Source organism: Gracilimonas tropica DSM 19535 (assembly GCF_000375425.1).
Classification (GTDB): Bacteria; Bacteroidota; Rhodothermia; order Balneolales; family Balneolaceae; genus Gracilimonas; species Gracilimonas tropica.
The window spans coordinates 90,155-115,793 of record NZ_AQXG01000010.1 but is presented as its reverse complement, the minus strand read 5'-3'; the positions used below and the strand labels follow the sequence as shown (position 1 = coordinate 115,793).

The following is a 25,639-nucleotide window of genomic DNA, read 5'->3' as shown; positions in this document are numbered from 1 at the left end:
GGGAAATTGTGACCATAAAAAATCCCGCAAGCAAGCCTGCAGGATTTAGAATATCATGCATATAAATAAAAGGAGGTGGTGTTGTGTTATTCCTCTATGCCATATACTTCTTTAAGGATGCCTTTTGCGTTGGCGTCACCATCTTGCATCACGCGATGTTGCAGGTTGGTGATGATCTCCTGCTCCGCTTTTTCGTAGGCTTCTTCTTTGGCTTCCTTTTCGGTTCCGGTTCGCACCAGATCGTAGATATCATCGGCACGAACTACGCTGTATATCTTGTCTTCATTAAAGGCATGAGAGCGAAGTTCTTCATACTCCTTAAATACACGAGGAAAGTCTTCGCTGTCTTCGGCGCGGGTTACAACTTCAACATGTTCGGGACCTTCCGCGCTTAATGGGGTTTTGCAGAGGTAAAAAAATTGCTGTTTGTATTGCATCTGCTTTTTTGAATTGGGTTGAATTTATTTGCTGGGTGAATATAACAAATCATGCACCAAATGTGCGATTGCCAGGAGCAAGTTTTAAGGCACATGGTTCAAGAAAACTATTTGCAGCTTGTCACTAAATAATCTCTTTCAGCACTTTGGGGATCATCATCCATTTTATCTGACACGTGCCCGGAGCGATATCGTCCCATTTTTCAGCAAAACTTTCGAGGCAAACCAACGCGGCCGTTGGCATCCGAACGGAGGTCTTATGCTCTGATCCCGCCAATATCCCTGCCGTGTTTTCGATCAGCGGATTGTGCCCGACCAACAGTATTCGCTCCAGGTTTTTATCAGCCGACTGTATGGCCGCAATGTAATCTCGCATATTGCCAAAGTAGAGTTCTTCATTCCATCGAATGAGATTCGGATCTACTTCGGCAGCCGCCATGCTTAAACGGGTAGTCTCCTGTGCGCGTTTGGCAGGAGATGAAATAACTTCCCCCGGCTTATAACCAATATCCCGGATGAATTTGCCCATCATCGGCGCGTCTTCTTTGCCGCGGCCGTTCAGCGGGCGATCAAAATCCTTTAGAGACCCATCTTCCCAACTCGACTTAGCATGACGCATCAATAATATTTGTTTCATTCTTTTGAACTCCTCTTTTGTTCCGGTATTTCAACCAGTTTTAATTTTTGCGTGTATTTTCCGGCCTTGATCTCTCCGGGCCACATTTCCGCCAGGGTCTTCACCAATTCTATGCCAAAAAAGATAATAATACTGGAATAGTACACCCACAACATCAAAATGATAACGGACGATGAAGCACCGGTAAGTTGATTTAAGGAGCTGTTACCGATGATCATTCCTACCCCGAATTTGCCGATCACCAATAAAATAGTTGTGAGAGCCGTACCCGTCACCAGCGCTTTGCGCCTGATCTTTACATCCGGCAAAAAATAGAACATGGTGAGTACCGCCAGAAAAATAAGCAGAAGTGTTAGCAAATTATTTCCAATCCCGATCAAAAGCAGCTCTGCGGATTCATAATTGGAAAGAAACAGATGAGACAGTCCGGCAAGAATTGAGTCGAGAAATAAAGAGACCATCAAAGCAAGGCCAAGCAGCAATATCATTCCAAAGCCCGCTAACCGGTCCATTAACATCTTCAGATAGTTGTATTCTTGCCGTGGTTTAACGCTAAAGATCCGGTTGAAAGCATTCCGGAATTGCACAAATACCGTGGTGGCAGAGATGATCAAAAACCCAACACTGATCACTAAAAATAAAACATTTTGAGTATCTGCCTGTATGGTTTCGATAAGCAACATAACGGCCTGAGTACTTTCTGAGCCGATGGTATTGGTCAAAAACCGGGCAACTTCGCTTAGAACACTTTCGCTTGCTACAAATAAACCGCTCACATATACCGCGATCATAACAATGGGAGCCAGCGAAAAGAGGGTATAAAAGGATACGGCCGCACTGTAAAGAAAGCCATTATCCTCAGTAAAGTTATTGAGAGTTGTTAATACAACCTTAAAAACACGTTTTAGATAGGGCATACTATCCCGTTGAATTGATTGCTGAAAAAACTACTTAGATAAAACAAGAAAATAACTGCCTTCATTTGCTCTCACTTCAGCCTTTGCCAAAGATGCGAGATGGCGCATAAATAGATAGTACAACTCCTCTGGCCACCATGAAAGCTGTCATGGCCATCCAAAGCGCATGGATACCGGCATAGGGTGCACTCAAATAATACACCGGAATGAAAACCAGGACCGTAGCAATAAGCATGGAATTCCGCATGGCTCCCGTTGCCGTCGCCCCGATGTACACTCCATCCCAAATAAAACAGACACTGTTGACAAAAGGAGCTGCGATCAACCATATCACTACTGTCATAGCCATGGCTATCACATTTTGTTTGTCTGTAAAAAGGGAAAGGATCTCGGCATCAAACACTGCATAGGTAATGGTTCCCAAGAGCCCGAGTCCAAGTCCCCATACCATATTAGCAGCTACGGCTTTTTTCAGGCTTCCCTCGTCGCCGGCTCCTTTAAATTTCCCAACCAGGCTTTCCGCAGCATAGGCAAATCCGTCGGTTCCGTAAGAACTGATGTACCACATTTGCAGCAGAATGGTATTTGCGGCTAATACTACATTTCCCATCTCTGCAGATTTAGCTGTAAAAAAGGCGTAAGAAAAGATCAGGCAGAGCGTCCGTATGACAATATCCCGGTTCACAGAAAAGAATTTCTTGAGTTCTTCAGCTTCAATAAGCTCGCTCCAATTGATGTTCCATTGCTCACCGCCATATTTATAGCGGTAAAGCAGAAAGGCCAGCCCAAGTGCTAAAAAGCTGGCGATCAAACTTCCGGCGGCAATACCATCTACGGTCATTCCAAACCGAATCACAAATAACAGGTTCAACCCGATGTTTAAAAGATTAAGGAAAATGGTCACGATCATAGGGTAGGTTGAATTTTGCATCCCGAGGAACCATCCGTTTATACCGAACAAACACAGAGTAGCCGGAGCCGCAAAAATGCGAATATGATAGTAGATCCTTGTGTACTGCTCTACTTCCGGGGTAGCATTTACCAGGTACAAAGAAACCTCGATCAAAGGAACCTGAATCAACAGTATAACTACACTGCTTGCAAAGGCTACGGTGAGTACTCTTGCCAAAAGAACCCGGGTTTGCCGTTCATTTTGTGCACCATATGCCTGCGCTACCAATCCTGTTGTGCCCATGCGCAAGAACCCAAATCCCCAAAAAATAAAATCAAAAATGATGCTGCCTACTGCTATAGCCCCGAGGTAATAAACATGATCGAGCCGGCCCACCACAGCGGTATCTACTACCCCAAGCAGCGGTACCGATAAATTGCTAATGATGTTTGGGATCGCAAGACGAAGGATTTGCCGGTTCAAAAAAAGAAATATTTCGGGTTAAAAAGGTCGGCTGAAAATACAACCTGTAAAAGTTTTATGAATTCATATTTTTCAACAGCCTGTAAAGTTGCATATCTATGGGTGTGCGTGTATTTTCTTTTTCCGAATTTTATGGGATTCAAAATCTTAAATAATTAACTCACTGCTTTTTTCATGGACATTGAAACGCGTAATAAAATTTTGACCATCGTTTTAGGAATCATCATCATTGGCCTTGCTTACTGGCTTTATGATTCTCTGATCACCCCGTACCAGGAAGTTAAGGAACGGGAAGCCATGACCGAGAAGGTTCGCCAGCGCCTTGTTGATACCAAAGATGCACTGATTCAGTATGAAACCAGAAATGAGACTTTCCCTCCCACCGACGGCGGATTAGATACTCTTATCAGTTTTTTGAAATCCGACTCCCTGATGATCGCGATGGGCGATTCTCTGTTCGGAGGCACCATGGATGTGTATAATCCGGATTCCCTTATTTATTCTCCGCGTACCGGAAATCGTTTTGAGTACACGCTCAATGACACCCTGCGCCCTCAGATCTATTTACTCAAGGATCCTGATTCTGATGATGCCGTCGGAAGCCTTGAGCGCACAACGATGCGTAATGCTCCAAACTGGAATTAATGGGTGACGCTTCTGCTAACTTAGGTGTTTGTTTTTTCTCGGATCGGCTTTTCTATTCTATTAACGATCCGGAACAAGACAAACACCTTTTTCGTATTGGCTCTTTCGACTTCAACTTTGATGTGATTGATGCCATTACCCGTCAGCATGAAGACCACTTCCCTCACGTCCTATCCACTTTTGAGCGGTTCAGAACCCGCCATAATATTAAGTCGGTACGGGCGCTTACCCATCCATCCCACGAATGCTGGACGGTTTTCCCAAAAGTAGTTTACGATAACGCTGACGAGCGCGAAGACCATCTTGCCATTCTAATGAAAGGAGTGGAGCGCGAATATATTGAGCCTACCTGGCACGCCCTCCATAATAATGAGTATAAATTCCTTTGCGTGCGCCGGCGTAACCTTATGTCCGGTTTCGATGAACTTACCACCCAGGTGGCTACCACAGATTTCAGCAGTGACTTTGAAATGGCTCAGAAATGGTCTGCTTTTGCCAGGCCCGGCGGCTCCTTTATGATGATCGGATGTCACGAGAATGTGATCTCTGTTACTTCTTTTTTGTTAGGCAAATTCAGGGCTGCCACGTATATCACATTCGACCAGCCCGAAGACCTTCCTTACCATTGGCTGCAACAGGCAAAAAACTCCGGCTGGATGAAAGGCCTGCATGAAACGATCTACTTATTCGGGCACCAAACCCATGAGATCGAAAATGCATTGCAGGGTTTTTGGGATGATTCAGCAGAGATCACCAGGCTCAATTCACTCGAAAACATCGGTGTTCATGCAGAAGAAGAAACCTACGGATTTGACCTTGCTGCGGCTTTTCCTGCCATTCTGCTTAGTCTGGATTTTTAATGATCCTGAAATTCAAAATGCTCAATTTTAAATGTTAAATTAAGCCCAATCTCATTTAACATTTGAAACTTAAAATCAGAGTATTCCGCTATGCGGATCATTACAGGAAAACTTAAAGGCAGGCATTTCACCATTCCCAAAGGATTGGATGTACGTCCAACTACCGATCGCACCAAAGAAAGCATCTTTAATCTGATCGAAGCACGGGTGTTTATGGAAGGCACCATCATTCTGGATCTGTTTGCAGGTTCTGGAAGTCTGGGTTTTGAAGCTATCTCCCGCGGAGCCAAACATGTAACTGCGGTAGAGGTAGATCCCCAAAATGCGAAACAAATTGAGAAAACCGCCCAAGAATTCGGCATCGAAAAACAAATGCGTGTAGTTTGTGCTGATGTGATGAAATTTTTGGATGGAATGGCCACACCCAATCATTTTATATTCTGTGATCCGCCCTATGATTACCCGTTCATGGAGGAGATCATTGATAAAATACTTACCGAAAACTGGCTGACTGAGGAAGGCTGGTTTTTCCTGGAGCACGACAAGTACAAAGATTTTTCGGATCACCCAAATTGCACATTTACCAAAGCCTACGGGCGCACTATCGTAAGCATCTTCCAGAAAAACCCGGAAGAATCAGAGCTCAAATAAATCATTTCCTATGAAAACCATTGCCCTTTACCCCGGTTCTTTTGACCCAATCACCAATGGCCATCTCGATATTTTGGAACGAGCTACACGGTTATTCAATACGGTGATCGTGACCGTAGCCGTAAATAATAAAAAGGATGCTGTGTTTACCGGAGAGGAACGGGTTGAATTGATCAAGGAGTGTATCCATGACAAAGAGTGGGCAAAACAAGTGGAAGTAAATCAGTTTACCGGTTTACTGGTTGATCACGCTCAAAAGATGAAAGCCGACACCCTGGTCCGCGGCGTTCGACAGATCTCTGACTTTGAATACGAATTTCGGATGGCTCTTACCAACAAACGACTGGCCCCGGAGGTAGACACTATTTTCCTGATGCCGGATGAAGAATTCACTTTTATATCCGCCTCTATCGTAAAAGAAGTTGCCTATTGGGGAGGCGACCTGAGTTCTTTTGTGCCTTCAAATGTAGCCAAAGCCCTTAAAGATAAGTTTCAGGATAAAACCGAATAGTATTCTAAACCTGTGTACCATTTTCATCTTGCAGAGTTTCGGGATTAGCCCTGCCCAGTTGAAAGCAAACTCTTAAATAATTATCGGCTACCTTTCTTACAACAAGGCTTTTATATTCCAACTCGCTTACACACTCACTCTCACTTTTTATTTGAAGATTTATGATCTCACAACGCGCTCAAAACCTGCAACCATCAGCAACGCTTAAAGTAACCGGACGAGCCAAAGAGCTTAAAAGGCAAGGGAAGTCCATTGTCTCATTAAGTGCCGGTGAGCCCGATTTTAAAACACCAAAACATATTTGTGATGCGGCCATCAAAGCCATTCAGGATGGATTTCACGGATACACTATGAATCCCGGAACTCCGGAATTACGCGAAGCCATTTGTGCGAAACTCAAACGCGACAACAATCTTGATTTTGACCCTTCGCAAATCATTTGCTCGAATGGTGCCAAGCAATCGGTAGGGTTTTCCATTTTAGCTTTGGTTGACCCGGGTGATGAAGTCATTATTCCCGCTCCCTATTGGGTTTCTTATCCGGAGATGGTGCGTCTGGCGGAAGGAAAATCCGTGACTGTTCGAACTTCCTTTGAGAATAATTTCAAACTGACTGCCGAACAGCTCGAAAAGGCCATCACTCCAAAAACCAAAGCGTTGATCCTTTGCTCGCCATCCAACCCAACCGGTGCACAATATTCTGCAGAGGAGTTGGAAGGACTTGCTGAGGTACTCCGAAAGCATCCGGAAGTGTATGTGATTTCTGATGAGATTTATGAATACATCGTTTTTGAAGAAGAGCATGTAGGCATTCTGAATGTGGCACCAGACCTGAAAGATCGTGTGGTGTTGATCAACGGGTTCTCCAAAGGCTTTGCCATGACCGGCTGGAGATTAGGCTATCTGGCGGCTTCCAATGAAATTGTGAGTGCGGTTTCCAAGATCCAGAGTCAGGAGACATCAGCTCCTTCTTCAATCTCGCAAAAAGCAGGAGAAGCAGCCTATAAAGGCAGCTTGGATGAAGTGAAGGCCATGCGCGAACAATTCAAAAAACGCCGCGATTATTTAGTACAAACCCTAAATTCTATTGAAGGCGTAAGTTGCTTTACACCCGGGGGTGCCTTTTACGTATTCCCGGACATTTCGCACTATCTTGGCAGCAAAAAGCCGGACGGTTCAGCCATTGAATCTTCTACAGATCTGTGTTTATACCTGTTGGATGAATTCGGATTGGCCCTCGTTCCCGGAGATGCTTTCGGAGAACCGAATGGCGTTCGCCTAAGTTATGCCGCATCGATGGACGATCTTGAAGAAGCAATGAACCGATTTAAGAAAGGGCTTGGGAGTTTGAGTTAACATTCACACTCTCGATCCCATTTTGGGAAACCCGCTCACTGACATCGCGCCAACTTGAATTGGGTTTGGACCGTTGCTTTATGAACCCATTCTTTAAAGTACCGGAGACAGGGAAAAATTTTTTTTTTGATAGCAAAACCCATTTCTAAAAAAGGAAACTGATTGAGCATCTCATTTTGTTTCCAAAAAACTAAAAAAGCGACTCAAAGAGCTTTATTTAATGCTCTATAAGTCGCTTTTAATAAGTACGCACGGGAGGATTCGAACCCCCGACCTTCTGATCCGTAGTCAGACGCTCTATCCAGCTGAGCTACGTGCGCAGAAAATTTGAGAGCATCAAAGATAAGAAGAACCTGACAGCAGGGCAATTATTTCTGCAACAAATTATTCCTCGCTACTTTCTTCCCCACCCGACAGCCACTGCTGATATTGAGCTCTTCGCTCAGTTACTTTTTTGAGATAATCTTTGGTTTCATCCCAGGGGAGGTTTGCCATTAGGTGATCGTAATTTTCCTGCGGACTCATCCCGTTGATCTCATCACGTGCACTGTTAAAGTTGGTGGAATTGATGTAAGCGCGGGCTACATTTCCGGCTCCGGTGTTGTAAGCACAGATCACTAAATACTCATGTACCGTCTTATCATCAACGCCTCTCAAATACCGGTTCATCAGAATATCAAGATAGGTGGCCCCAAAGAGAACGTTTTGATCGGGCTGAAAAAGGAAATCAGCGGAAGGGATCGCATCTTTCCCGTTTAAAATGCGATACACATCCCGGCCGGCTGTTCGTGGAACGATCTGCATCAACCCAAGCGCATTGGCATGAGACTTTGCCATTGGATTAAAGAACGACTCGGTGTGGATAATGGCAAGTACCAGCGTAGGATCCAGTTCATATTGTTTGGAGTAGGTTTGTACCTCTTCCCTGAACTTTTCGGCCCGGGTTCTTAAATGATCCGGAACCAGTTCTAAATTCAATACGGCCACTTTGCGTACTTTTCCATCTTCTCCCCGAACATCTTTTATTTCAATATTATCGGATAGCTCTTTCGCATATTCCTGAGTATCCAGGTCTTCAGGGATGTCGATCTGATCTGTTAACACCGGCTCGGGAAGCACGTTTTCTTGCTCGTCTGCTTCTTCGTCCGGCATCTCCGTTTCTGATCCCCGGCTGGATATCAGTGCTAAAACTGCCTCTTCAATTTCTTTCTTTAGGCTTTCATCATTTGCCTCTTCATCGGCCAGAACTTCGACGGTTCCTTTTCCCTGCTCAAAATCAACATCCCATCTTACCTTTCCTCCCTTTTTATATTCTACCCAATTCTTTTTGGTTCGTTCTTTAAAATCTCCCCATTGACGTTCCATCTCGTCCCGAAACTGCTGATATTCCATTTCATGCTGAAATACAAAGGCTTCATACTCGGCTTCGCTCGCAAATAATGCAGAATCCTGTACAGCTTGAAATTGACTTAACTGCTCTTCTCTTTGCTGCCTGTATTCTTCCCAGCTAAGGTCCTGTGCTATCAGATCAAACTGACAAAAAATGATGATGAATAGGAACGCAAATAGAATATTATTCGAAGCCATTGTACCCTGATCGTTTTTATTAATCTTATGTAAGCATCTATTCTCGCTTAAAGTAACATGTAATATGCAAAACCAAAACCATCACATGGTACCTCATCTTGTTTTTATGATGTGAAACTTTGTTTTAGCTGTTGCTTATACAGCAAATATTGCCTAATTCTTTCATACCAAACTTAAATTAATCGACTGTTATTATGAAGAAACTATTCCTGTTTCTCGGCATTGTATTGCTTGTTCCTTCATTGGGTTTTTCTCAAAAAGGAAATAAAGATGCTGATGAAAAAGATAAATTCACTGAACTGACTGAAAATGCAGAATACATCGAGGGGTACTTCGATTTCTACAGAACCGATGATGCACTCTACATGGCCTTAACCAAAGAGCAGCTCAATAACGATTTTATTATGAATATTGAGATCTCCCGGGGTATTGGGTCTTCTTTTATCTTTGGAGGGTTGATGCTTAACCGCAAAGCCCTGCTTCTTTCACTCGAAGAAAGGGAAGGAAAGATCTTCCTGGTACAAAAACCTTATCAATATACGGCTAAAGAAGGCACACCCGAAGCCAAAGCCGTTGAGCTGACTTTTGGAAATTCTGTTTTGGAGACAGCCGGAATTGAAGCCACCAATAAAGACAGTGTTATGCTAATCGATGTTTATGATTGGTTTGTTTCTGATTTTTCCGGGATCGGCCAGTCGGTAGAGGCTGCCGTTTCAGAACGACCGGGACAACCGGGAAGAGCTTCTTTTGACAAATCCAGAAGTTATCTGAACCTTGTTAAGTCTTATCCGGAGAACAGCAATATCGAAGCCAGCCTTACCTTTAAAAATGGAGGAAATTCGGCTCCGCGTACAGTAGCCGACAATCGCTACATTCCCGTTTCTATTTTTTACAGTATGACGGCCTTACCTGAAATTCCCATGGAGCCAAGAATGGCCGATGACCGTGCCGGTTATTTCCTTACTGTTCACAAAGATTTTACGGTTGAAGACGAGACCTTCTTCAAACGATATGCTAACCGCTGGAGATTAGAATGTGCCGGAGAACCCGGAGCAGATGGATTATGCGATCCTGTACAACCAATTACCTATTATATCGACCATACCGTACCTGTTGAATACCGACAAGCTATGATGGAAGGTGTTGAAGCCTGGTCAGATGCTTTTGAAGCAGCAGGTTTCAGGAATGCCGTGCAAGCCGAAATGTTGCCGGAAGGAGCTGAAGCGGGAGATATTCGCTATCCAACACTGCGCTGGAATGTATCAGACCAAGCCGGTTATGGTGCTATTGGTCCTTCTGTAGTAGATCCAAGAACCGGAGAAATTCTGGACGCGGATATTCTTTTCGAAGCGAACATGATCTTAGGCACCAAAGATGATTACCGAGAACTCGTGGAACCCCGTGCAGCCCTGGATCAGATCTTTGATGTATCACAGGAAGAACTAAACCATTTGAGTTTAGGCGGAGAATCAGCTGATTTCTATACCGAGCTGAACATGCAGATGCAACTTGCAAAAGGCATCATGATGGCCAGGGGTAAAATGGCTCCCGGCAGTCCGGTTCCCGATGATTTTGTGAATGAGTTTTTCCGTTGGGTAACCATGCATGAAGTAGGACATACGCTCGGCCTTCGTCACAATTTCCGTTCTTCTGTGGACACACCCCTGGATAAACTTTATGACAAAGAATGGGGTAAAGAACGTGGTGTTTTCAGTTCTGCCATGGAATATCCAACCGTCAATATTTCCCCCGAAGGTATGGAAGATGACGGGTATTACTATAACCCCGGTGTTGGTTCCTACGACCGCTGGGTAATCAGCTACGGCTATACCCCGGATGCTGAAAAAGCCAAAGAGATTGCACGACAAGCGGCGCAACCGGGACACGCCTATGGAACCGATGGTGACGCCCGTGGTTCAGCAGCTGTAGACCCACATGTAAATGTATTCGACCTTGGGGAAGATCCGCTGGGATGGGGGAAGAACCGTGCGATGCTTATAAAAAAATTGATCCCGGAACTGCCGGAAGTAGCCCTGGCAGATAACGTTCCTTATTACGAAGCCACTGATCTTTTCAATACGTACTTTTTCCAATACACCCGTGCTTTAGCGCCTGCCGTGAAATATATCGGTGGTCAATATCAGTACCGTGACCACGTGGGAGATCCCAACGGCCGGATGCCTTTTGTAGCTATTGAAAAAGAGGAGCAGGAAGAAGCCCTGAATATGATCATTGACTATGCTTTTGATGAAGATGCCTTTGAACTCCCAAGAGAAGTTTATCAGCAGTTTGGAGCAAACCGATGGAGCCACTGGGGGAATTCAATGACCTACCGCGGAAGAATCGACTACCCGCTGCATGATTACCTGATCGGAATTCAGTCTTCTCTTTTGAGTCAGCTTATGGATGGCACCAGGCTTGCTCGCATTCGTGATACAGAGGTGAAATTTGGCCAGGAGAACACCGTCACCATCCCGGAACTCATGAGTTCACTGACCAATGCGATCTGGAATGAAGTATGGACGGCTCCGGGAACCAATATCACCAGCAACCGTCGCGATCTCCAGCGTGCTTATTTAGATGAAATGATCGGGATCGTGACCGATGCTCCGAATGATATGCCGGCCGACGCCCGCTCCGTAGCACGGGCTCAGCTTTCAGAAATCAATCAACGTATCTCAAGAAGATTGACGCCTCCCTATAACTTTGATGCATACACTGAAGCACATCTTAGGGAAGTTCAAACACGCATCGAAAAAGCATTGGATGCAGGCCTTAGTTTAGAGAACTGATTCACACAATCCACGGATAATAAAAAAGCCGTTTCTATATGTTTAGAAACGGCTTTTTTTATGAAATACCATTAAGAAAAACAGACTCCCTAATAAAAAACCCCATCCGAGATCAATCGTATGGGGCTGGTCAAGAGAGAGTCATTATGAAAACTTATCAATAAAAACTGGTGAATCGGGAGGGGCTCGAACCCTCGACCCACGGCTTAAAAGGCCGTTGCTCTACCAACTGAGCTACCGATTCTTAAGAGATTCCAAAGATAAGGCATTTATCAATTAGAGTGCAAAGAAAAAATCAAAAATCAGTCAATTTTTTCCGCCTTCTTCAGAATCTCAACAAATGCGAGCTCAATCGGCTTCTGTGGTTTTTCTTCGATACGTCCTAATTCGGAATCGCCGTTTAAAACCACGACGCTGGGAATATATTTTATATTAAACTTTTTTAAAAATTTCCCGGGAAATTTTTTTTGAGCGTCCACTCCAATGTATTCAACTTCAATATTTTCAGGAGCGGCGGTTCTCATTAATTTCATAAAACCGGGTATATATTTCTTCGAATCACGGCACCAGGTTCCAAAAAAAATAATCACATTAACCGGTTCTTTCCAGTTTTTGACATATTCTACCGCAGAAGAATCCGGACGGTAACGATCAACATAAATCTCAAAGATCCGATCTACACTAAAAATTTCACTTTCTGAAACGGGCCCCACCAGTTCCGAAGATTGAGCCCCGGCCTCCCTTATTCCATAAATACAAATCAGGCCAATGATGAGCAAGAATCTCGATATGCTTGCAGAGTTCATAAGGATTTCTGTTTTTTGGATAGTATCTTCAATCAAATTACCATCTTTTATCTTCAACTATGGCAAGCATTTTTACTAAGATCATCAACCGCGAAATCCCAAGTTTTACGGTTGCAGAGGATGATAAACATTATGCATTTCTTGACATCAATCCGGCTGCACGGGGGCATACACTCTGCATCCCAAAAAAGGAAGTCGATTACCTGTTTGATCTTTCTGCGGAGGAACTGAGCGAACTCACCCAATTTTCCCAGAAAGTAGCCAAAGGCTTAGACCTTGCACTTGAGCCGATCCGCACGGGAGTGATCGTAGAAGGTATGGAAGTTCCGCATGCTCACATTCATTTGATCCCCATTTACACCCCCACCCAAAACTTCAGCCTGGGAAAGAAAATCAGTATGGATGAAGGAGAAATGGCCGAACTAGCAGAAACAATTAGCAAGGAGATCCGCTTATGAAGATCCTTATCATCAATGGCCCTAACCTTAACTTGTTGGGCAAACGCAATCCGGGGATGTATGGAACCGGCAGCCTGCAAGACCTGGAGAATTTTCTGCGGGATGAATTTCCCGAACATGAACTTTCCTTTTATCAGAGTAATGTGGAAGGTGAGCTCATTAATAAAGTACAGGAGGCAATGGAAGATGGCACCGAAGGACTCGTTATCAATCCCGGCGGATATTCACACACCTCAGTAGCGCTGCGCGATGGACTGGAACCTCTGGAAATCCCCAAAGTTGAAGTGCATATTTCAAACATTCACGGCCGGGAAGATTTCCGGGAGAAATCGGTAACAGGCGGAGTCATGAACGGCATCATCACCGGTTTTGGAAAATACAGTTACGCTCTCGGCATTCGCGCCCTTGAACAATTAGCCAGCCACTAAGTTTGACCAAACTCAAAGAACTTTTTTCGGATACCCTTATCTATGGCATCAGCAGCGTGCTGGCGCGTTTTATAGGCTACCTTTTGGTTCCGCTCCATACCGCTGTTTTTGCTGAAGGTCAGTACGGTGTGATCACACTCATATTTGCCGCCATTGCTTTATTCAATGTCGTATTTCAAATGGGCATGGAATCGGCGTACATCCGGTATGGAAAAGACCGGGATAAGGCGCAGTCTTTTTTTACCACCATTCAACTTTTTCTGCTCATTAGTTCGGGCTTGCTGGTATTAGCGGTCTGGCTGGCACAGCCTGCTATTGCACCCATATTGGGCCTTCAGGTAGGAGACTCCATCCTTTGGATGATGCTCGGCATTCTCTTTTTTGATACCCTCGCTATTGTACCTTTCGCTGAACTGCGACTGGAGCGTAAATCCATTTCTTTTGCCGTCATCAAAACCGGAAATGTGGTTGTTAATCTTGGGCTGAATTTCTACCTGATCCTTGGCCTCAATTATGGTATCGAGGGGGTTTTCATCAGTAACCTTATCGCTTCCACACTTACAGCGTTAGCTACCACTTTATACACCCTTCCTTTGCTAAAAGGCAGCTGGAACACAGATTTTCTAAAAAAGGCCCTGATATTCGGACTACCCTTCATTCCCGCCGGCTTTGGGCATGCCATCAACGAATTGATAGACCGTTTCTTTCTAAAGTCTATGGATCCTGCCACGGTTCAACAACTATACGGACCGGATTACACCTCTGATGACATCGTAGGTATTTACGGAGCCTGCTACAAACTGGCGGTATTCATGCTCTTGATCGTGCAGATGTTTCGCATGGCCTGGCAACCTTTCTTTATGCGTCAATCCGAAGAAAGATCCGCGCCCAAAACGTTCTCACAAACATTCAGTTTTTTCAATCTCGCAGCTGCAGGTATCTTTTTGTCCGTTGCCCTTTTTACCGAACAGATCGTATCCATTAAGATCCCGATCCTGAATTTTTACCTGGTTGATGCAAAATTCTGGGAAGGACTCAACATTGTCCCGGTGCTGCTCATGGCTTACTGGTTCCAGGGCTGGTATATAAACTTTTCGGCAGGGATCTTCATCAGCGAGACCACCAAACGGCTTCCCCAGATCACCCTTTTTGGCGCTGGCATTACCATCATAGCTAACCTTACGCTTATTCCTTTTTTCGGAATGATGGGGTCGGCCACAGCCACTCTTATCAGCTATGGCGCCATGGCCATGCTCATCTATTATTATTCTACTAACGCATTTCGTGTACCTTACAAGCTTGTATCCGGCTTTGGGGTGATGTTGACCGCCACCGCAACTTTTTATCTCAAACCATATATTATGGGCTATGGGTATAATGAATGGTTGGTTTCAGGAACCTTGCTAATACTTGGCATGCTTATCATCCTTGGGATCACCTACCGCTCTGTAAAATCTATTCCCGATACCGCCTCCGCCTCCTGATTTTCAAGTTATAGCATCAGTTCTTTTCAGGCTTTTTATTTTAATATTAAATAAATTGATTCTATGCTATTTTTTTGTGTTAATTCATTGCTAGAGATGAAGTTATGAAAAAACGACATCCCACTTCGATACTATTATTAATACTTACTATGCAGGAATATCATTATGAATACTCAAGAACGAGTTGGAATATTTGTTGATGCAGTCAATGTAACCATGAATGGAGGCTATGGCCTTCGCTATGATGTTTTGCGGATGTTTGCGTGCAGGGGAGGAGGAATCGCATCCAGGCTGAATGTTTACCTTTGTTATGATGAAGAACGGCTCAAGGAAGACGCCGAATATCGCCATAAGACCCAACGATTTTGTGAAGTACTCAGGGATTTTGAATACAAAGTGATCGAAAAACCGATCCAAACCTATACCAATCACGAAACCGGGGAAACCATCTCGAAGTCGACCATAGATATGGATATGGCGGTAGACCTGCTTACCCAATCCGAAAAGCTCGACAAGATCGTCCTTCTTTCCAGCAGCGGAAGTTATGTAAGTGTGGTCAATGCACTTCAGGACAAGGGATGCCGGGTGGAACTGGTTGGCTTCGACAATGTATCTACCGCTCTTAAAAAAGCCGTGGATTCCTCCATTTCCGGATATCTGATTCCCGGCCTTTTACCGATCGATTCTCCATACAGCTGGGGAGAGACCGGATCGCGCGTTCGCGGAGTGTGCTACGATTTTACACAAGATGAAGGCTATGGTTTTCTCCGGTTCCTTACGCGGAAGGAAGACTGCTTGTGGATCACAGATTCCCGGGACAAGAAGTCTCCCTACAAAACGGTATTTGCACATATCTCTCAATTCGAAGATGACTTTGATACCGGCTACCTTCCCAGCCGCGATCTCATTTTTGAGTTTGATGTTACCGAAAATGACAAGGGATTAATAGCCGAAAATATTGTTTTGGTTAGTGCACCTTAGGATTACCCATATCTTCAAGGGGCATTCCTTCTTTCTTTGAATGCATCCATTCCCTTGGTATTTTTGAGGCATGAATGAACAGCATTTTCATATCAAGAATATGGTATGCAGCCATTGCGCCATCGTTTTAGAGGAGAAACTTGAGGAAGCGGGTTTTGAGGTACGCAATCTCGAGCTCGGCAAACTCACCCTTCAGGAACCGGTTGACCCTGAAAAGTATAAGCACCTTGAACAGGTTGTCCGCACCAATGGTTTTGATATCATCAACGACAAGGGAAGCCGGCTTGTAGAACAGGTCAAACACCTCATTATACAACTCATTCGCACCGACAAGGTGCTGGAGGGCAATCTTTCCGATCACCTTTCAAAACAAATCAACAGAGATTATCAGTACTTGTCGCGGCTGTTCTCGAACGTGGAAGGCAAATCCATTGAACGGTATTATATCCTGCAAAAGATAGAACGCGCCAAAGAGCTGATCGTTTATGGGGAACAAAACCTGACGGAGATCGCCTATGAGCTGGGCTACAGCAGCCAGCAACACTTCTCCCGTCAGTTCAAAAAAGAAACCGGGTTATCTCCTTCCCATTTTAAGGACGTAAAGGAAAACAAGCGCATCTACATCGATAAGCTATAACACAATCGTACAAAAGAATTACACAATTCTGCAATTCAGGCAATATTGGCTTCATTATTTTTGGGTGAATTCGAAAAGACCCTATGCTCTCATTCATCAAAAAATATAAAGAAGTCGCACTCAGTTCGGCTTTCCTGATCGCTGCATTATTGTTTCAGCATGTGTTCCACTTTACCGGCCATCAATATTTCTATCTCTCATTGTATGGGATTTCTTACCTGTTCGTTGGCGGACCGGTTTGGGTTAAAGCCATAGATTCCATCAAAAAGGGGACTGTTTTCAGTGAATTTCTATTAATGGGCATTGCCACGGTAGGTGCGTTTATACTTGGCGAATATGCGGAAGGAGTTGCGGTCATGCTTTTTTATATGATCGGTGAATATGCCCAGGGAAATGCCGTACAGAGAGCACGTCACTCTATTCAAACTCTCATAAACCAGCAGCCGGATACCGCCGTTGTTGAACAAGGCCATGAAGTAAAAGAAGTAGACGCAGCACGTGTTGAGACGGGAGCCATCATCCAGGTGAAACCCGGACAAAAGGTTCCGCTGGATGGCATATTATTATCTCCCAACGCCTCATTGAATACGGCCGCATTAACCGGAGAATCCAAAGCCAGGAGCTACAAGGAAGGAGATGAGGTTTGGGCCGGATCCATTAATGAGGTCGTTCCCATAAGAATAAAAGTGACGTCAACATTCAAGGATACAAAACTGGCAAACATCCTGAATATGGTTCAGGAAGCCACTCAGCGAAAGGCGCCGGTCCAGCGATTTATGACCCGGTTTGCAAAAGTCTATACCCCCATCGTGGTTTGGCTGGCTATTGGTGTCACGTTCCTTCCTTACTTCTTCACTGATCCCTATGTATTTCATGATTGGTTTTATAAAGCCCTTATCTTTTTGGTGATCTCCTGTCCTTGCGGGTTGGTCATCTCAATTCCACTGGGGTATTTTGGTGGAATTGGAGCGGCCTCTGCGAATGGCATTTTATTGAAAGGCTCTGACTATCTGGATCAGCTCCGCAAGATGAATGTACTATATCTCGACAAGACCGGCACGCTCACTGAAGGTGCCTTTGAGGTTCAGAGTGTCACTGTTTATAATGGACTCAGCCAAGAGGAAGTCGTTTCTTATGCCGCATCGCTGGAACAGCATTCTACCCATCCCATCGGCAAAGCCATTCTCTCCTTCAAAAATGGTCAAGCGTTTTACGAGGTGAAAGATCAGGTCGAGATCTCCGGAAAAGGAGTGAAGGGTTCGGTTCAACAAAAACGGGTATTAGTAGGCAATGTACAGCTACTGAACGATCATGGAGTAAGTTTATCCACAGGCGACTTTACGAAACCGAACACCTACGTTCACATCGCAGTGGAAGATCAACATGCAGGTACGATCACGATTTCAGATTCCCTGAAGGAAGACAGTGAACAGACCATCCGGGCTTTAAAAGAAAATGGGGTGAAAAGAATCGTCATGCTTTCCGGAGACAATCAACAAGTGGCCTCCTATGTGGCTGATCAATTGGGCATTGATGAAGCATATGGCAACTTACTTCCCGAAGATAAATACCGGTTTGTGGAACAGTCGCTGGGTAATGGGAATACCGTTGGGTTCGCGGGCGATGGAGTGAACGACGCACCGGTTATTACGCTGGCCGATGTGGGTATAGCCATGGGCGGGGTGGGTTCCGATGCTACCATCGAAACGGCGGATGTAGTCATTCAAAATGATCAACCTTCAAAAATCTTGACCGGAATCGATATCAGCCGCTACACACAGAAGATCGTCTGGCAGAACATCGGGTTTGCTTTGGGCATCAAAATATTAGTCATGGTGCTTGCTACTGCAGGATTGGCTACCATGTGGGAGGCCATTTTTGCGGATGTGGGCGTGGCACTCATCGCGATTGCAAATGCCATTCGCATTCAATACAAATTCTCGGAAGGCCTCACTTTTCGGAGTATGTTCAGCGGATCCCAAACTGATTCTCAGAATAATGTGCCGGCGGCGTGTTGTGATACTTGCTGTTGATCAGATCCACCGTCTCGTACAATTCATATAGCGGATAAAATTCTGACCAAATTTTTCCTCCATTACCTCTTCCTCCGGCTTGATCTGGAACACATTCATGTACCATACAAAGACCGGCAAAAGCAGCATTGAGCTTACATTTCCCAGTCGGATGGCTACAGCCACCAAGCCAATCAACAATCCCAAATACATCGGGTTTCGGGAGATTTGATAAATCCCGGAAGTAACCAACTCGCTCGTATTTTCGGGTTTGTGAGGATTTACCGTAGTTGATCTTCGCCGGAACTCAAACACTCCAAGAAGCCCTATGATCACCCCAACTCCAAATACAATATATGCAACCATTTGTTGATAGGGAGAAGCTATTATCTCGAAGGAAAAGAGCTGATCAGTGACACGCATGATCAGTACAAAAACAATGAAGAGCAGCGCCGGTGGAACTTTTAGCTTCATCAGATCTTATCCAATGACTTGCGCTCGGGATCTTGTAATTTCTGATACTCACTCATGCTCATCCCAGTTATTTGCTTGAACTGTCGGGAAAGATGCTGAAGGTTCTTATATCCCAACTGGTACGCGATCTCACTGAAGCTCAGGTTTCCATATTCCACTAATTCCTTAGCTTTTTCGATCTTCAGGCGAATAAAATATTTTTCGATCGTGATCTCTTCTTTTCTTGAAAAAACCCTCGATATGGTTGCATAACTTTTGGCAAGCTTTTTTGCCAGGTGATCAGATAAGGAAATATCATCCGTTTCTAAATCTCCCGAATCGATCCATTCGATCAATGTGGTCTTTACCTTTTCGGCTAAAATAGATTCCTCATCTTTGATCAGCCCAAAATTAAAGCGTTCCAGTTCCTTTTCGATCTCGTGAATCGTGGGTTTACCGCCATTTCGGGTTACTTCGGCTTTGCCCAACTGCACGTGATTTACTTCCAGTCCCAAAGCAGTCAGGGCCGTTTCGATCACCATTTCACAGCGGTCACAAACCATATTTTTGATATGCAGCGTAAGTTTTTCCATAGCACTAATTTAACACAACTAAAAGAAACTGCATTCATAACAAATCTGCATTATACAATTCCGCCGAATGTTTACCGAATTCCCTTTACTTATTTAAACTAGCCAGCGCTTTTTTGATAATGACCGAAGCATCTTCACCATCCGTTTCTCTCAAAGCTTTCATTACGGCTTGCTCCGATTCTTTTTTCTTGAATCCGAGTGCTTCGAGCGCAGAAATAGCTTCTCCGGTGATGCTTGATTCTGAAGAGCTCGTCGGCGTTACGCCGGCTGAGGCTGCATATTCCGCCAGCTTATCTTTTAGCTCCACGATAATGCGCTGCGCCGTTTTCTTACCAATTCCGGGTACTTTGGAGAGCGTCGCTTCTTCTCCATTGGTAATGGCTCCGATAAGCTGATTGGCAGGAAGTCCGGATAAAATAGTAAGTCCTAATTTTGGCCCCACACCTTTTACCGTGATGAGCTTTTCGAAGAGCGCTTTTTCATCGGTCGAAAAGAATCCGAATAATCGCTGGTCGCTGTCGGTGATGTGATGATAAATGAGCAGCTTCACTTCCGAGCCGGCACTTTCCAGTTGCTCTTGCGTGATGGAGGAGATTTCCACCGAATAGCCCACGCCGCTAACATCTAAAACGACTTCACCTTCTCGTTTCTCTTCGATATATCCTTTTAAAAATGCGATCATTTTTTAACCATCTTGTTCGTTGTTGAGCAATTAGATTCCCGCTTTCGCAGGAATGACCGGGTGAAATTTTTGCACTATTATGCGGAAATAAAACCCTCGTTCCGCTGCTCTGCTTCGGAATGCATAATTGAGGCTCTGCCTCAAACTTTTAACCGAATCAAACTTGTTCAAGCGACCGCTTGGACAAACTACATTCCCTTCACACGATCCGGATTATCGGCCACAAAACTGGCCCAGTCTCCTTTGGCGTTATTCTGGTGGGTTTTCTTTTTGGTTGACCCGGGAATTCCTTTGCCTTTCATCAAATGACACCAGGCTACAGCCAAGGCATCGGTAGCATCATTCGAGAGTTTTTCATCCGGCAGTTTCACCATTTTATTCAGCATAAAAGCCACCTGCTCTTTGCTGGCATTTCCGTTTCCGGTGATGGATTTCTTCACCACTTTTGGGAAATATTCCACCGCCTGAAGTCCGTTGTTGGTAATGGCCAGCATAGCAGCGGCCTGAGCACGACCCAACTTCAACATAGCCATGGGATCAACCCCATAAACCGGCGTTTCAACTGCACACGCTGTGGGTTTATTGGAACGAATGACGCCTGAGATTTTCTCAAAAATCACCTGTAATCGCTCGGCATGATCATCTATATCGGCCATACGGATTACATCACACCGCAAGGCGATCAGCTTTCCATTTTCTTCCGTCAGCAGGGCATAGCCTGTATTTCGGGAACCGGGATCAATGCCGAGGATAACATCAGGCATAGTGCAAATTTGAGATTAGTCTTCGTCAGAATACAGTTTGGCAAGGTCGTCGATCATTTCCTCAGAAATTCCTGCCGTTACAAATCCGCCGTCGTGGTAGAGATTCTGCATGGTGACTTTACGAGTCAGATCAGAGAATAATGTCACGCAGTAATCTGCACATTCATCCGCAGATGGATTTCCCATTGGAGCAATTTTGTCGGCAAAAGTGTACATGCCATCAAAACCTTTGATTCCGGTTCCAGCCGAAGTTTTAGTTGGGGCCTGAGAAACCGTATTCACCCGAATGCCTCGTTTTGCCAGGCGACTTCCGTAATTTCGGGCGATGCTTTCCAGCAGTGCTTTGGCATCATTCATATCCGAATATTTGGAGAAAATCCGTTGTGCCCCGATATAGGAAAGCGCCACCACGCTACCGCCATCATTCAGCATATCCATTTCATCGGCATGGTGAAGAACCCGATGCAATGAGATCGCTGAGATATCGAGTGTTTGTTGTAACCAATTATAATTCAGGTCGGTGTATTCTTTTTTCTTGCGAACATTTGGAGACATTCCCACTGCGTGTAAAATAAAATCAACGCCGCCACCCAGGTGTTCTTTGGTTTGATTCATCAAGTCCTGGATCTCATCGTCTTTGGTTACATCACAGGGGATGATAGGGGCGCCTGTTTCTTCTCCTAATGCATCCAGGGCTCCCAGACGAAGGGCAACCGGGGCGTTTGTTAATACAAAATCTGCGCCTTCCCGTTTACAAGCCAGAGCAATTCGCCAGGCGATACTTCGCTCATCCAAAGCACCAAAAATAATTCCTTTTTTTCCTTTTAATAATCCGTAACCGTCACTCATTTTTTGTCAGTTTCTTATTGTTGAATGGTACGCGGGGAAATTCACGATAATCTCGGTAAAATGATAGTGCAGAAAGTGCGATGGTGTTTAAGCGTTTCGGAGTTACAGTGATAGATTTCAACGCTGTAACTCCGAAACACATTAGTACCTATGTACTAAAAAGAAAATTCGAGCTGCTCCCAAACAGTTTCCTCATTTAGGTTTAGATTGGATAGCGTGATTCCCAACAAACGCACCGGCCGGCTTCCCACTTCGGTTTCCTCCAGTAACTTCCGAACTACATCCGTGATATCCCGATAGCGGTTGGTGTGATGCGGAAGCGAATAACTTCGGGTTATGGTATCAAAATCATCATAACGTACTTTCAGGGTGATGGTCTTTCCGGCTGCATTGATCTTCTTCATGCCTTCAGCTATCGTCTGCGCTAATTCATCCAGAAAATTATGGATCCACTCCAGGCTGTCGATGTCTTCCGAAAAAGTGCGCTCTTTGCCATATGATTTCCGCACCCGATGCGGCTTCACCTCCCGATGGTCAATACCCCGAACAATCCGATAATAAAACCGTCCCGATTTCCCGAAGGCTTTCACCAGGTCAATTTCCGTCCACTCTTTAAGGTCTGCCCCGGATTTAATTCCCACGGCATGCATTTTTTTCTGCGTTGCTTTTCCTACTCCAAAGAAGTCCTCGATGGGCAGTTCTTCCAAAAAAGCCTCTGCTTTTTCCGGGGTGATGAGTGTGAGTCCATTGGGTTTGTTTACATCTGAAGCCACTTTTGCCAGGAATTTATTGTGAGCAACTCCTGCTGAAGCCGTCAATTTAGTAACCTCGTAGATCTTCTCTTTGATCTCTTTTGCTATGAGCGTAGCAGATGGAAGTCCTTTGTGATTTTCAGTGACATCCAAAAAAGCTTCATCCAGAGAAAGTGGTTCCACCAGATCGGTGTATTCAAAAAAGATCTCCCGTATTTGCTGTGAGGCTTTTTTATAGGCATCAAAACGGGCTTTCACGAAAATTCCATGTGGACAAAGACGTACTGCTTTTGAGGCCGGCATAGCTGAATGCACTCCAAACTTTCTGGCTTCATAACTGGCTGTAGCCACCACTCCCCGTCCACTTGGGGAACCGCCCACAATTACCGGCTTTCCTCGCAATTCGGGATGATCCCGCTGCTCAACGGCGGCATAAAAAGCATCCATATCTACATGGATGATTTTGCGTATGGGGAAAGCTGAATTCATAACATAAATTACACATATCTAACCATATTAGAAAGAATTTCTCTATCTCATTTATGGAACAATAAGTCGCTGAAAGGCATTTAATTACAATGAATAATCAAAAAAAGAATACGTTCAATGAAGTCCTTGATACGCTTATATATTCTCCCCACACTTTTACTGTTTACGTTAAGTTTTACCGGTTGTCTTGACAACACCGGGCCCGACCCCGATGAGGATGACCCTATAACTTATCCTCACACCCAAAACCCGGGGTTATCAGCAAATGATTTTTTATCGGATGAATCCTTTACCAAGCTCGAAGTTGAAATTGATTACATGCCGGGTGTTGCTCCTGATGAAGATGCCCTCACCAATCTCAAATCTTTTTTGGAACTGCGGCTCAACAAAACTTCTGTTTCTTTGATGGAGCCAACGCAAATACCTTCATCGGATCAATCCACATACACCGCCAATGAGATCAGAGAGCTGGAAGGTCAGTACCGGGATCATTTTACCCAAGAAGATGACAGTACTCTCCGGGCTTATATGATCATCGTGGATGGTTCTTATGAGGATGGCAGTGTATTGGGAATTGCTTATTACAACACCTCTGCTGCCTTTTTCGGGGGCACTTATGAGCAGGTGAGCGGACCGGCATTAAACCAACCGTCCAGGTCGCTGACAGAATCCGTTTCTTTTCGGCATGAATTTGGACACCTTTTTGGGTTGGTGAATATCTCCGGATCGGGTACGGATATGCAGACCGACCACCAGGATGACGAACACGGAAACCACTGCACCAACGACAACTGCCTGATGTATTACGCCATGGAAAACTCCGGATTATTTGACCAGTTTCTTGGTGAAGAGATCCCTTCTTTGGATGAAAATTGTGTAGCCGACCTTCAGGCCAACGGTGGAAAGTAAAAGAAGGAAGAGGCTCACACCAAGCCTCTTAAATAGGCTTAAACTCTATCCAAAGCCACTTTGTAACTTGGATCTTCCATTACGTTTACATCGATAATGGCATCCGCATTTTGAAGAAGATGCCGGCAATCTTTGCTTAGATGTTTTAGGTGAACCGTTTTTCCTACTTTGCTGTAGCGCTCGGTGATCTTGTTCAAGGCTTCAATAGCCGACATATCCACCACGCGACTTTCTTTAAAATCGATGATGATCTCATTGGGATCATTCATCACATCAAACTTGGAATTGAATACGGTGATGGAACCAAAGAAAAGCGGCCCGTAGATTTCGTAGTGTTTGATTCCGTCCTCATCAATGTGTTTGCGGGCACGGATTCTCTTGGCGTTATCCCAGGCAAAAACCAGTGCGGCAATAATCACCCCAACCAAAACCGCCAGTGCCAGGTTATGAAGTACGGCTGTAACTAAAGTCACCGTTACCATCACAAAAATATCGGAAACCGGCATTTTGTTGAAGGTTTTCAAGCTGGCCCATTCAAAAGTTCCGATTGCCACCATAATCATCAAACCGGTGAGTGCGGCCATAGGCAGCAGTTCCACCAAACCGGAACCAAACATGATAAATACCAGCAACATCACCGCTGCTACAATTCCGGAAATTCGAGTTCGTGCTCCTGATGAAACGTTGATCAAACTCTGCCCGATCATAGCGCAACCGCCCATTCCGGAAAAAAATCCTGAAAAGATATTCGCTGTTCCCTGTGCAATGGCTTCCTGATTTCCATTTCCACGGGTTTCGGTAATTTCATCAATAATATTCAGAGTAAGCAAACTTTCGATCAACCCAACTCCGGCTATGATTGCGGAATAGGGGAGAATCACCATAAAAGCTTCCCAGGTAAATGGAATTTGAGGAATGTGAAACGGAGGAAATCCGCCCTGAATGGAAGCAATATCACCCACGGTTTTGGTTTCAATTCCAAAGACTACCACTACCGCAAAGATGGTTAAAATTGCGACCAGGGAAGCGGGGATTTTCTTGCTGAATTTGGGAAGTCCCCAAATAATGGCCATGGTTAAAACCACCAATCCAAGCAACACATAGAGCGATTGGCCAGTCATCCATTCACCGGATGGCGTTTTAAACTGATCGAGCTGCGACATAAATATGATGACGGCCAAACCGTTCACAAATCCAAAAATTACGGGATGAGGAACGAGGCGCATCAGCTTTCCAAGCTTCAGCATTCCGGCACCCACCTGAATCAATCCTGCTAATACAACGGCCGCAAAAATGTATTCCGGTCCGTGTGAAATGGCCAATGATACCAAAACCACGGCTACCGCTCCTGTTGCCCCGGAAATCATGCCCGGGCGCCCGCCAATAACAGACGTTACCAAACCCATCATAAAAGCAGCGTACAAACCCGTAAGAGGAGAAAGTCCGGCAATCATGGCAAATGCCACAGCTTCCGGGATAAGCGCCATGGATACGGTTAAACCTGCTAAAACTTCTGTTTTGTAATCAATTTTATCATTAAGACCAAAGAGGTCTAAGTACTTCTTCATGGAATGT

At 44.8% G+C, this 25,639-nt stretch carries 25 protein-coding genes, 2 tRNA genes and 1 pseudogene; 13 read left to right on the top strand and 15 right to left on the bottom strand.

The annotated features are described in order from the left end of the window. Window positions 1–86 precede the first annotated feature (86 nt). The 4 genes from B151_RS0114010 to B151_RS0113995 all read right to left on the bottom strand — a co-directional run bounded on the left by B151_RS0114010 (window position 87) and on the right by B151_RS0113995 (window position 3,366). Entirely contained in the window at window positions 87–437 is a 351-nt protein-coding gene (locus B151_RS0114010) for a hypothetical protein (RefSeq protein ID WP_020404281.1), read from the bottom strand. 124 nt (window positions 438–561) lie between these two features. Then, a complete protein-coding gene (locus B151_RS0114005) occupies window positions 562–1,074 on the bottom strand; it encodes a SixA phosphatase family protein (protein ID WP_020404280.1) in 513 nt (170 codons plus the stop codon). After that, window positions 1,071–1,991 carry a YihY/virulence factor BrkB family protein gene (locus B151_RS0114000; protein ID WP_020404279.1) on the bottom strand — a complete coding sequence of 307 codons (921 nt, stop codon included), beginning with the start codon at window positions 1,989–1,991 and terminating at the stop codon, window positions 1,071–1,073. The genes B151_RS0114005 and B151_RS0114000 overlap by 4 nt, the downstream gene beginning before the upstream one ends. Window positions 1,992–2,067: 76 nt before the next feature. Further along, a complete protein-coding gene (locus B151_RS0113995) occupies window positions 2,068–3,366 on the bottom strand; it encodes an MATE family efflux transporter (RefSeq protein WP_020404278.1) in 1,299 nt (432 codons plus the stop codon). A gap of 174 nt (window positions 3,367–3,540) precedes the next feature. Between B151_RS0113995 and B151_RS0113985 the strand changes: the two genes are divergently transcribed. From B151_RS0113985 to B151_RS0113965, 5 genes and pseudogenes are all read left to right on the top strand, one after another. Then, the gene (locus B151_RS0113985) at window positions 3,541–4,011 is read left to right on the top strand and encodes a hypothetical protein (RefSeq protein WP_020404276.1); all 471 of its coding nucleotides are present in this window, start codon (window positions 3,541–3,543) and stop codon (window positions 4,009–4,011) included. After that, window positions 4,011–4,871, top strand: coding sequence for a hypothetical protein (locus tag B151_RS0113980; protein ID WP_020404275.1), 861 nt, complete (start codon window positions 4,011–4,013; stop codon window positions 4,869–4,871). Before B151_RS0113985 ends, B151_RS0113980 begins: the two co-directional genes overlap by 1 nt. 87 nt (window positions 4,872–4,958) lie before the next feature. Continuing rightward, window positions 4,959–5,522: pseudogene (gene rsmD, locus B151_RS0113975) on the top strand (16S rRNA (guanine(966)-N(2))-methyltransferase RsmD); the annotation flags it as partial. 10 nt (window positions 5,523–5,532) lie between these two features. Further along, window positions 5,533–6,033 (top strand): pantetheine-phosphate adenylyltransferase, encoded by a 501-nt coding sequence (gene coaD, locus B151_RS0113970; protein ID WP_020404273.1) that lies wholly within the window; start codon window positions 5,533–5,535, stop codon window positions 6,031–6,033. Window positions 6,034–6,194: 161 nt separating this feature from the next. Next, window positions 6,195–7,388 (top strand): pyridoxal phosphate-dependent aminotransferase, encoded by a 1,194-nt coding sequence (locus B151_RS0113965; RefSeq protein ID WP_020404272.1) that lies wholly within the window; start codon window positions 6,195–6,197, stop codon window positions 7,386–7,388. A gap of 246 nt (window positions 7,389–7,634) precedes the next feature. Here B151_RS0113965 and B151_RS0113955 read toward each other — a convergent pair. Both B151_RS0113955 and B151_RS19690 read right to left on the bottom strand, forming a co-directional pair. Further along, a tRNA-Arg gene (locus tag B151_RS0113955) sits at window positions 7,635–7,708 on the bottom strand. A 64-nt stretch (window positions 7,709–7,772) separates the two neighbouring features. Then, on the bottom strand, window positions 7,773–8,975 hold the full coding sequence (locus B151_RS19690) for a murein transglycosylase domain-containing protein (protein WP_020404270.1): 1,203 nt from the start codon (window positions 8,973–8,975) through the stop codon (window positions 7,773–7,775). 194 nt (window positions 8,976–9,169) lie between these two features. Between B151_RS19690 and B151_RS0113945 the strand changes: the two genes are divergently transcribed. Next, complete coding sequence (locus B151_RS0113945) at window positions 9,170–11,767, top strand: zinc-dependent metalloprotease (protein ID WP_020404269.1); 2,598 nt, start codon at window positions 9,170–9,172, stop codon at window positions 11,765–11,767. 168 nt (window positions 11,768–11,935) lie between these two features. Here the strand turns inward: B151_RS0113945 and B151_RS0113940 are convergent. Further along, window positions 11,936–12,011, bottom strand: a tRNA-Lys gene (locus B151_RS0113940). A gap of 58 nt (window positions 12,012–12,069) precedes the next feature. After that, window positions 12,070–12,573, bottom strand: coding sequence for a peroxiredoxin family protein (locus B151_RS19685; protein ID WP_157471025.1), 504 nt, complete (start codon window positions 12,571–12,573; stop codon window positions 12,070–12,072). Between the two features lie 59 nt (window positions 12,574–12,632). On the opposite strand from B151_RS19685, the gene B151_RS0113930 reads away from it, so the two are divergent. The 6 genes from B151_RS0113930 to B151_RS0113905 all read left to right on the top strand — a co-directional run bounded on the left by B151_RS0113930 (window position 12,633) and on the right by B151_RS0113905 (window position 18,594). Next, window positions 12,633–13,031: an HIT family protein gene (locus B151_RS0113930; RefSeq protein ID WP_020404267.1), complete on the top strand. Its 399-nt coding sequence runs from the start codon at window positions 12,633–12,635 to the stop codon at window positions 13,029–13,031. Next, window positions 13,028–13,459, top strand: coding sequence for a type II 3-dehydroquinate dehydratase (locus tag B151_RS0113925; protein ID WP_020404266.1), 432 nt, complete (start codon window positions 13,028–13,030; stop codon window positions 13,457–13,459). Before B151_RS0113930 ends, B151_RS0113925 begins: the two co-directional genes overlap by 4 nt. 2 nt (window positions 13,460–13,461) lie before the next feature. Continuing rightward, on the top strand, window positions 13,462–14,943 hold the full coding sequence (locus B151_RS0113920) for a lipopolysaccharide biosynthesis protein (RefSeq protein WP_020404265.1): 1,482 nt from the start codon (window positions 13,462–13,464) through the stop codon (window positions 14,941–14,943). A gap of 165 nt (window positions 14,944–15,108) precedes the next feature. Beyond that, window positions 15,109–15,924, top strand: coding sequence for an NYN domain-containing protein (locus B151_RS0113915; RefSeq protein WP_020404264.1), 816 nt, complete (start codon window positions 15,109–15,111; stop codon window positions 15,922–15,924). Between the two features lie 70 nt (window positions 15,925–15,994). Next, window positions 15,995–16,561 (top strand): AraC family transcriptional regulator, encoded by a 567-nt coding sequence (locus B151_RS0113910; RefSeq protein WP_020404263.1) that lies wholly within the window; start codon window positions 15,995–15,997, stop codon window positions 16,559–16,561. Between the two features lie 83 nt (window positions 16,562–16,644). Then, entirely contained in the window at window positions 16,645–18,594 is a 1,950-nt protein-coding gene (locus tag B151_RS0113905) for a heavy metal translocating P-type ATPase (RefSeq protein WP_020404262.1), read from the top strand. Here the strand turns inward: B151_RS0113905 and B151_RS0113900 are convergent, their stop codons facing one another. From B151_RS0113900 to dinB, 6 genes are all read right to left on the bottom strand, one after another. Continuing rightward, complete coding sequence (locus B151_RS0113900) at window positions 18,595–19,047, bottom strand: methyltransferase family protein (protein WP_020404261.1); 453 nt, start codon at window positions 19,045–19,047, stop codon at window positions 18,595–18,597. Beyond that, on the bottom strand, window positions 19,047–19,619 hold the full coding sequence (locus tag B151_RS0113895) for an AraC family transcriptional regulator (RefSeq protein ID WP_020404260.1): 573 nt from the start codon (window positions 19,617–19,619) through the stop codon (window positions 19,047–19,049). The genes B151_RS0113900 and B151_RS0113895 overlap by 1 nt, the downstream gene beginning before the upstream one ends. 85 nt (window positions 19,620–19,704) lie before the next feature. Continuing rightward, window positions 19,705–20,301, bottom strand: a complete 597-nt coding sequence (gene ruvA / locus B151_RS0113890; protein ID WP_020404259.1) for a Holliday junction branch migration protein RuvA — start codon at window positions 20,299–20,301, stop codon at window positions 19,705–19,707. Window positions 20,302–20,489: 188 nt separating this feature from the next. Next, complete coding sequence (ruvC, locus tag B151_RS0113885) at window positions 20,490–21,065, bottom strand: crossover junction endodeoxyribonuclease RuvC (protein WP_020404258.1); 576 nt, start codon at window positions 21,063–21,065, stop codon at window positions 20,490–20,492. Window positions 21,066–21,080: 15 nt separating this feature from the next. Then, window positions 21,081–21,914, bottom strand: coding sequence for an enoyl-ACP reductase FabI (locus B151_RS0113880; protein WP_020404257.1), 834 nt, complete (start codon window positions 21,912–21,914; stop codon window positions 21,081–21,083). Between the two features lie 155 nt (window positions 21,915–22,069). Beyond that, window positions 22,070–23,155: a DNA polymerase IV gene (gene dinB / locus B151_RS0113875; RefSeq protein ID WP_026166680.1), complete on the bottom strand. Its 1,086-nt coding sequence runs from the start codon at window positions 23,153–23,155 to the stop codon at window positions 22,070–22,072. A 117-nt stretch (window positions 23,156–23,272) separates the two neighbouring features. Here dinB and B151_RS0113870 point away from each other — a divergent pair, with 117 nt between their 5' ends. Beyond that, a complete protein-coding gene (locus B151_RS0113870) occupies window positions 23,273–24,064 on the top strand; it encodes a hypothetical protein (RefSeq protein ID WP_020404255.1) in 792 nt (263 codons plus the stop codon). Between the two features lie 38 nt (window positions 24,065–24,102). On the opposite strand, the gene B151_RS0113865 is transcribed toward B151_RS0113870, so the two are convergent. After that, window positions 24,103–25,632: a SulP family inorganic anion transporter gene (locus B151_RS0113865; protein ID WP_020404254.1), complete on the bottom strand. Its 1,530-nt coding sequence runs from the start codon at window positions 25,630–25,632 to the stop codon at window positions 24,103–24,105. Window positions 25,633–25,639: the final 7 nt, after the last annotated feature.

Excerpts from the sequence above, each read along its gene's own strand:
- B151_RS0114010 (WP_020404281.1), bottom strand. The coding sequence starts at position 437 with ATGCAATACAAACAGCAATTTTTTTACCTCTGCAAAACCCCATTAAGC.
- B151_RS0114005 (WP_020404280.1), bottom strand. The coding sequence starts at position 1,074 with ATGAAACAAATATTATTGATGCGTCATGCTAAGTCGAGTTGGGAAGAT.
- B151_RS0114000 (WP_020404279.1), bottom strand. The coding sequence starts at position 1,991 with ATGCCCTATCTAAAACGTGTTTTTAAGGTTGTATTAACAACTCTCAAT.
- B151_RS0113985 (WP_020404276.1), top strand. The coding sequence starts at position 3,541 with ATGGACATTGAAACGCGTAATAAAATTTTGACCATCGTTTTAGGAATC.
- B151_RS0113980 (WP_020404275.1), top strand. The coding sequence starts at position 4,011 with ATGGGTGACGCTTCTGCTAACTTAGGTGTTTGTTTTTTCTCGGATCGG.
- coaD (WP_020404273.1), top strand. The coding sequence starts at position 5,533 with ATGAAAACCATTGCCCTTTACCCCGGTTCTTTTGACCCAATCACCAAT.
- B151_RS0113965 (WP_020404272.1), top strand. The coding sequence starts at position 6,195 with ATGATCTCACAACGCGCTCAAAACCTGCAACCATCAGCAACGCTTAAA.
- B151_RS19690 (WP_020404270.1), bottom strand. The coding sequence starts at position 8,975 with ATGGCTTCGAATAATATTCTATTTGCGTTCCTATTCATCATCATTTTT.
- B151_RS0113945 (WP_020404269.1), top strand. The coding sequence starts at position 9,170 with ATGAAGAAACTATTCCTGTTTCTCGGCATTGTATTGCTTGTTCCTTCA.
- B151_RS19685 (WP_157471025.1), bottom strand. The coding sequence starts at position 12,573 with ATGAACTCTGCAAGCATATCGAGATTCTTGCTCATCATTGGCCTGATT.
- B151_RS0113930 (WP_020404267.1), top strand. The coding sequence starts at position 12,633 with ATGGCAAGCATTTTTACTAAGATCATCAACCGCGAAATCCCAAGTTTT.
- B151_RS0113925 (WP_020404266.1), top strand. The coding sequence starts at position 13,028 with ATGAAGATCCTTATCATCAATGGCCCTAACCTTAACTTGTTGGGCAAA.
- B151_RS0113915 (WP_020404264.1), top strand. The coding sequence starts at position 15,109 with ATGAATACTCAAGAACGAGTTGGAATATTTGTTGATGCAGTCAATGTA.
- B151_RS0113910 (WP_020404263.1), top strand. The coding sequence starts at position 15,995 with ATGAATGAACAGCATTTTCATATCAAGAATATGGTATGCAGCCATTGC.
- B151_RS0113905 (WP_020404262.1), top strand. The coding sequence starts at position 16,645 with ATGCTCTCATTCATCAAAAAATATAAAGAAGTCGCACTCAGTTCGGCT.
- B151_RS0113900 (WP_020404261.1), bottom strand. The coding sequence starts at position 19,047 with ATGAAGCTAAAAGTTCCACCGGCGCTGCTCTTCATTGTTTTTGTACTG.
- B151_RS0113895 (WP_020404260.1), bottom strand. The coding sequence starts at position 19,619 with ATGGAAAAACTTACGCTGCATATCAAAAATATGGTTTGTGACCGCTGT.
- ruvA (WP_020404259.1), bottom strand. The coding sequence starts at position 20,301 with ATGATCGCATTTTTAAAAGGATATATCGAAGAGAAACGAGAAGGTGAA.
- ruvC (WP_020404258.1), bottom strand. The coding sequence starts at position 21,065 with ATGCCTGATGTTATCCTCGGCATTGATCCCGGTTCCCGAAATACAGGC.
- B151_RS0113880 (WP_020404257.1), bottom strand. The coding sequence starts at position 21,914 with ATGAGTGACGGTTACGGATTATTAAAAGGAAAAAAAGGAATTATTTTT.
- dinB (WP_026166680.1), bottom strand. The coding sequence starts at position 23,155 with ATGAATTCAGCTTTCCCCATACGCAAAATCATCCATGTAGATATGGAT.
- B151_RS0113870 (WP_020404255.1), top strand. The coding sequence starts at position 23,273 with ATGAAGTCCTTGATACGCTTATATATTCTCCCCACACTTTTACTGTTT.
- B151_RS0113865 (WP_020404254.1), bottom strand. The coding sequence starts at position 25,632 with ATGAAGAAGTACTTAGACCTCTTTGGTCTTAATGATAAAATTGATTAC.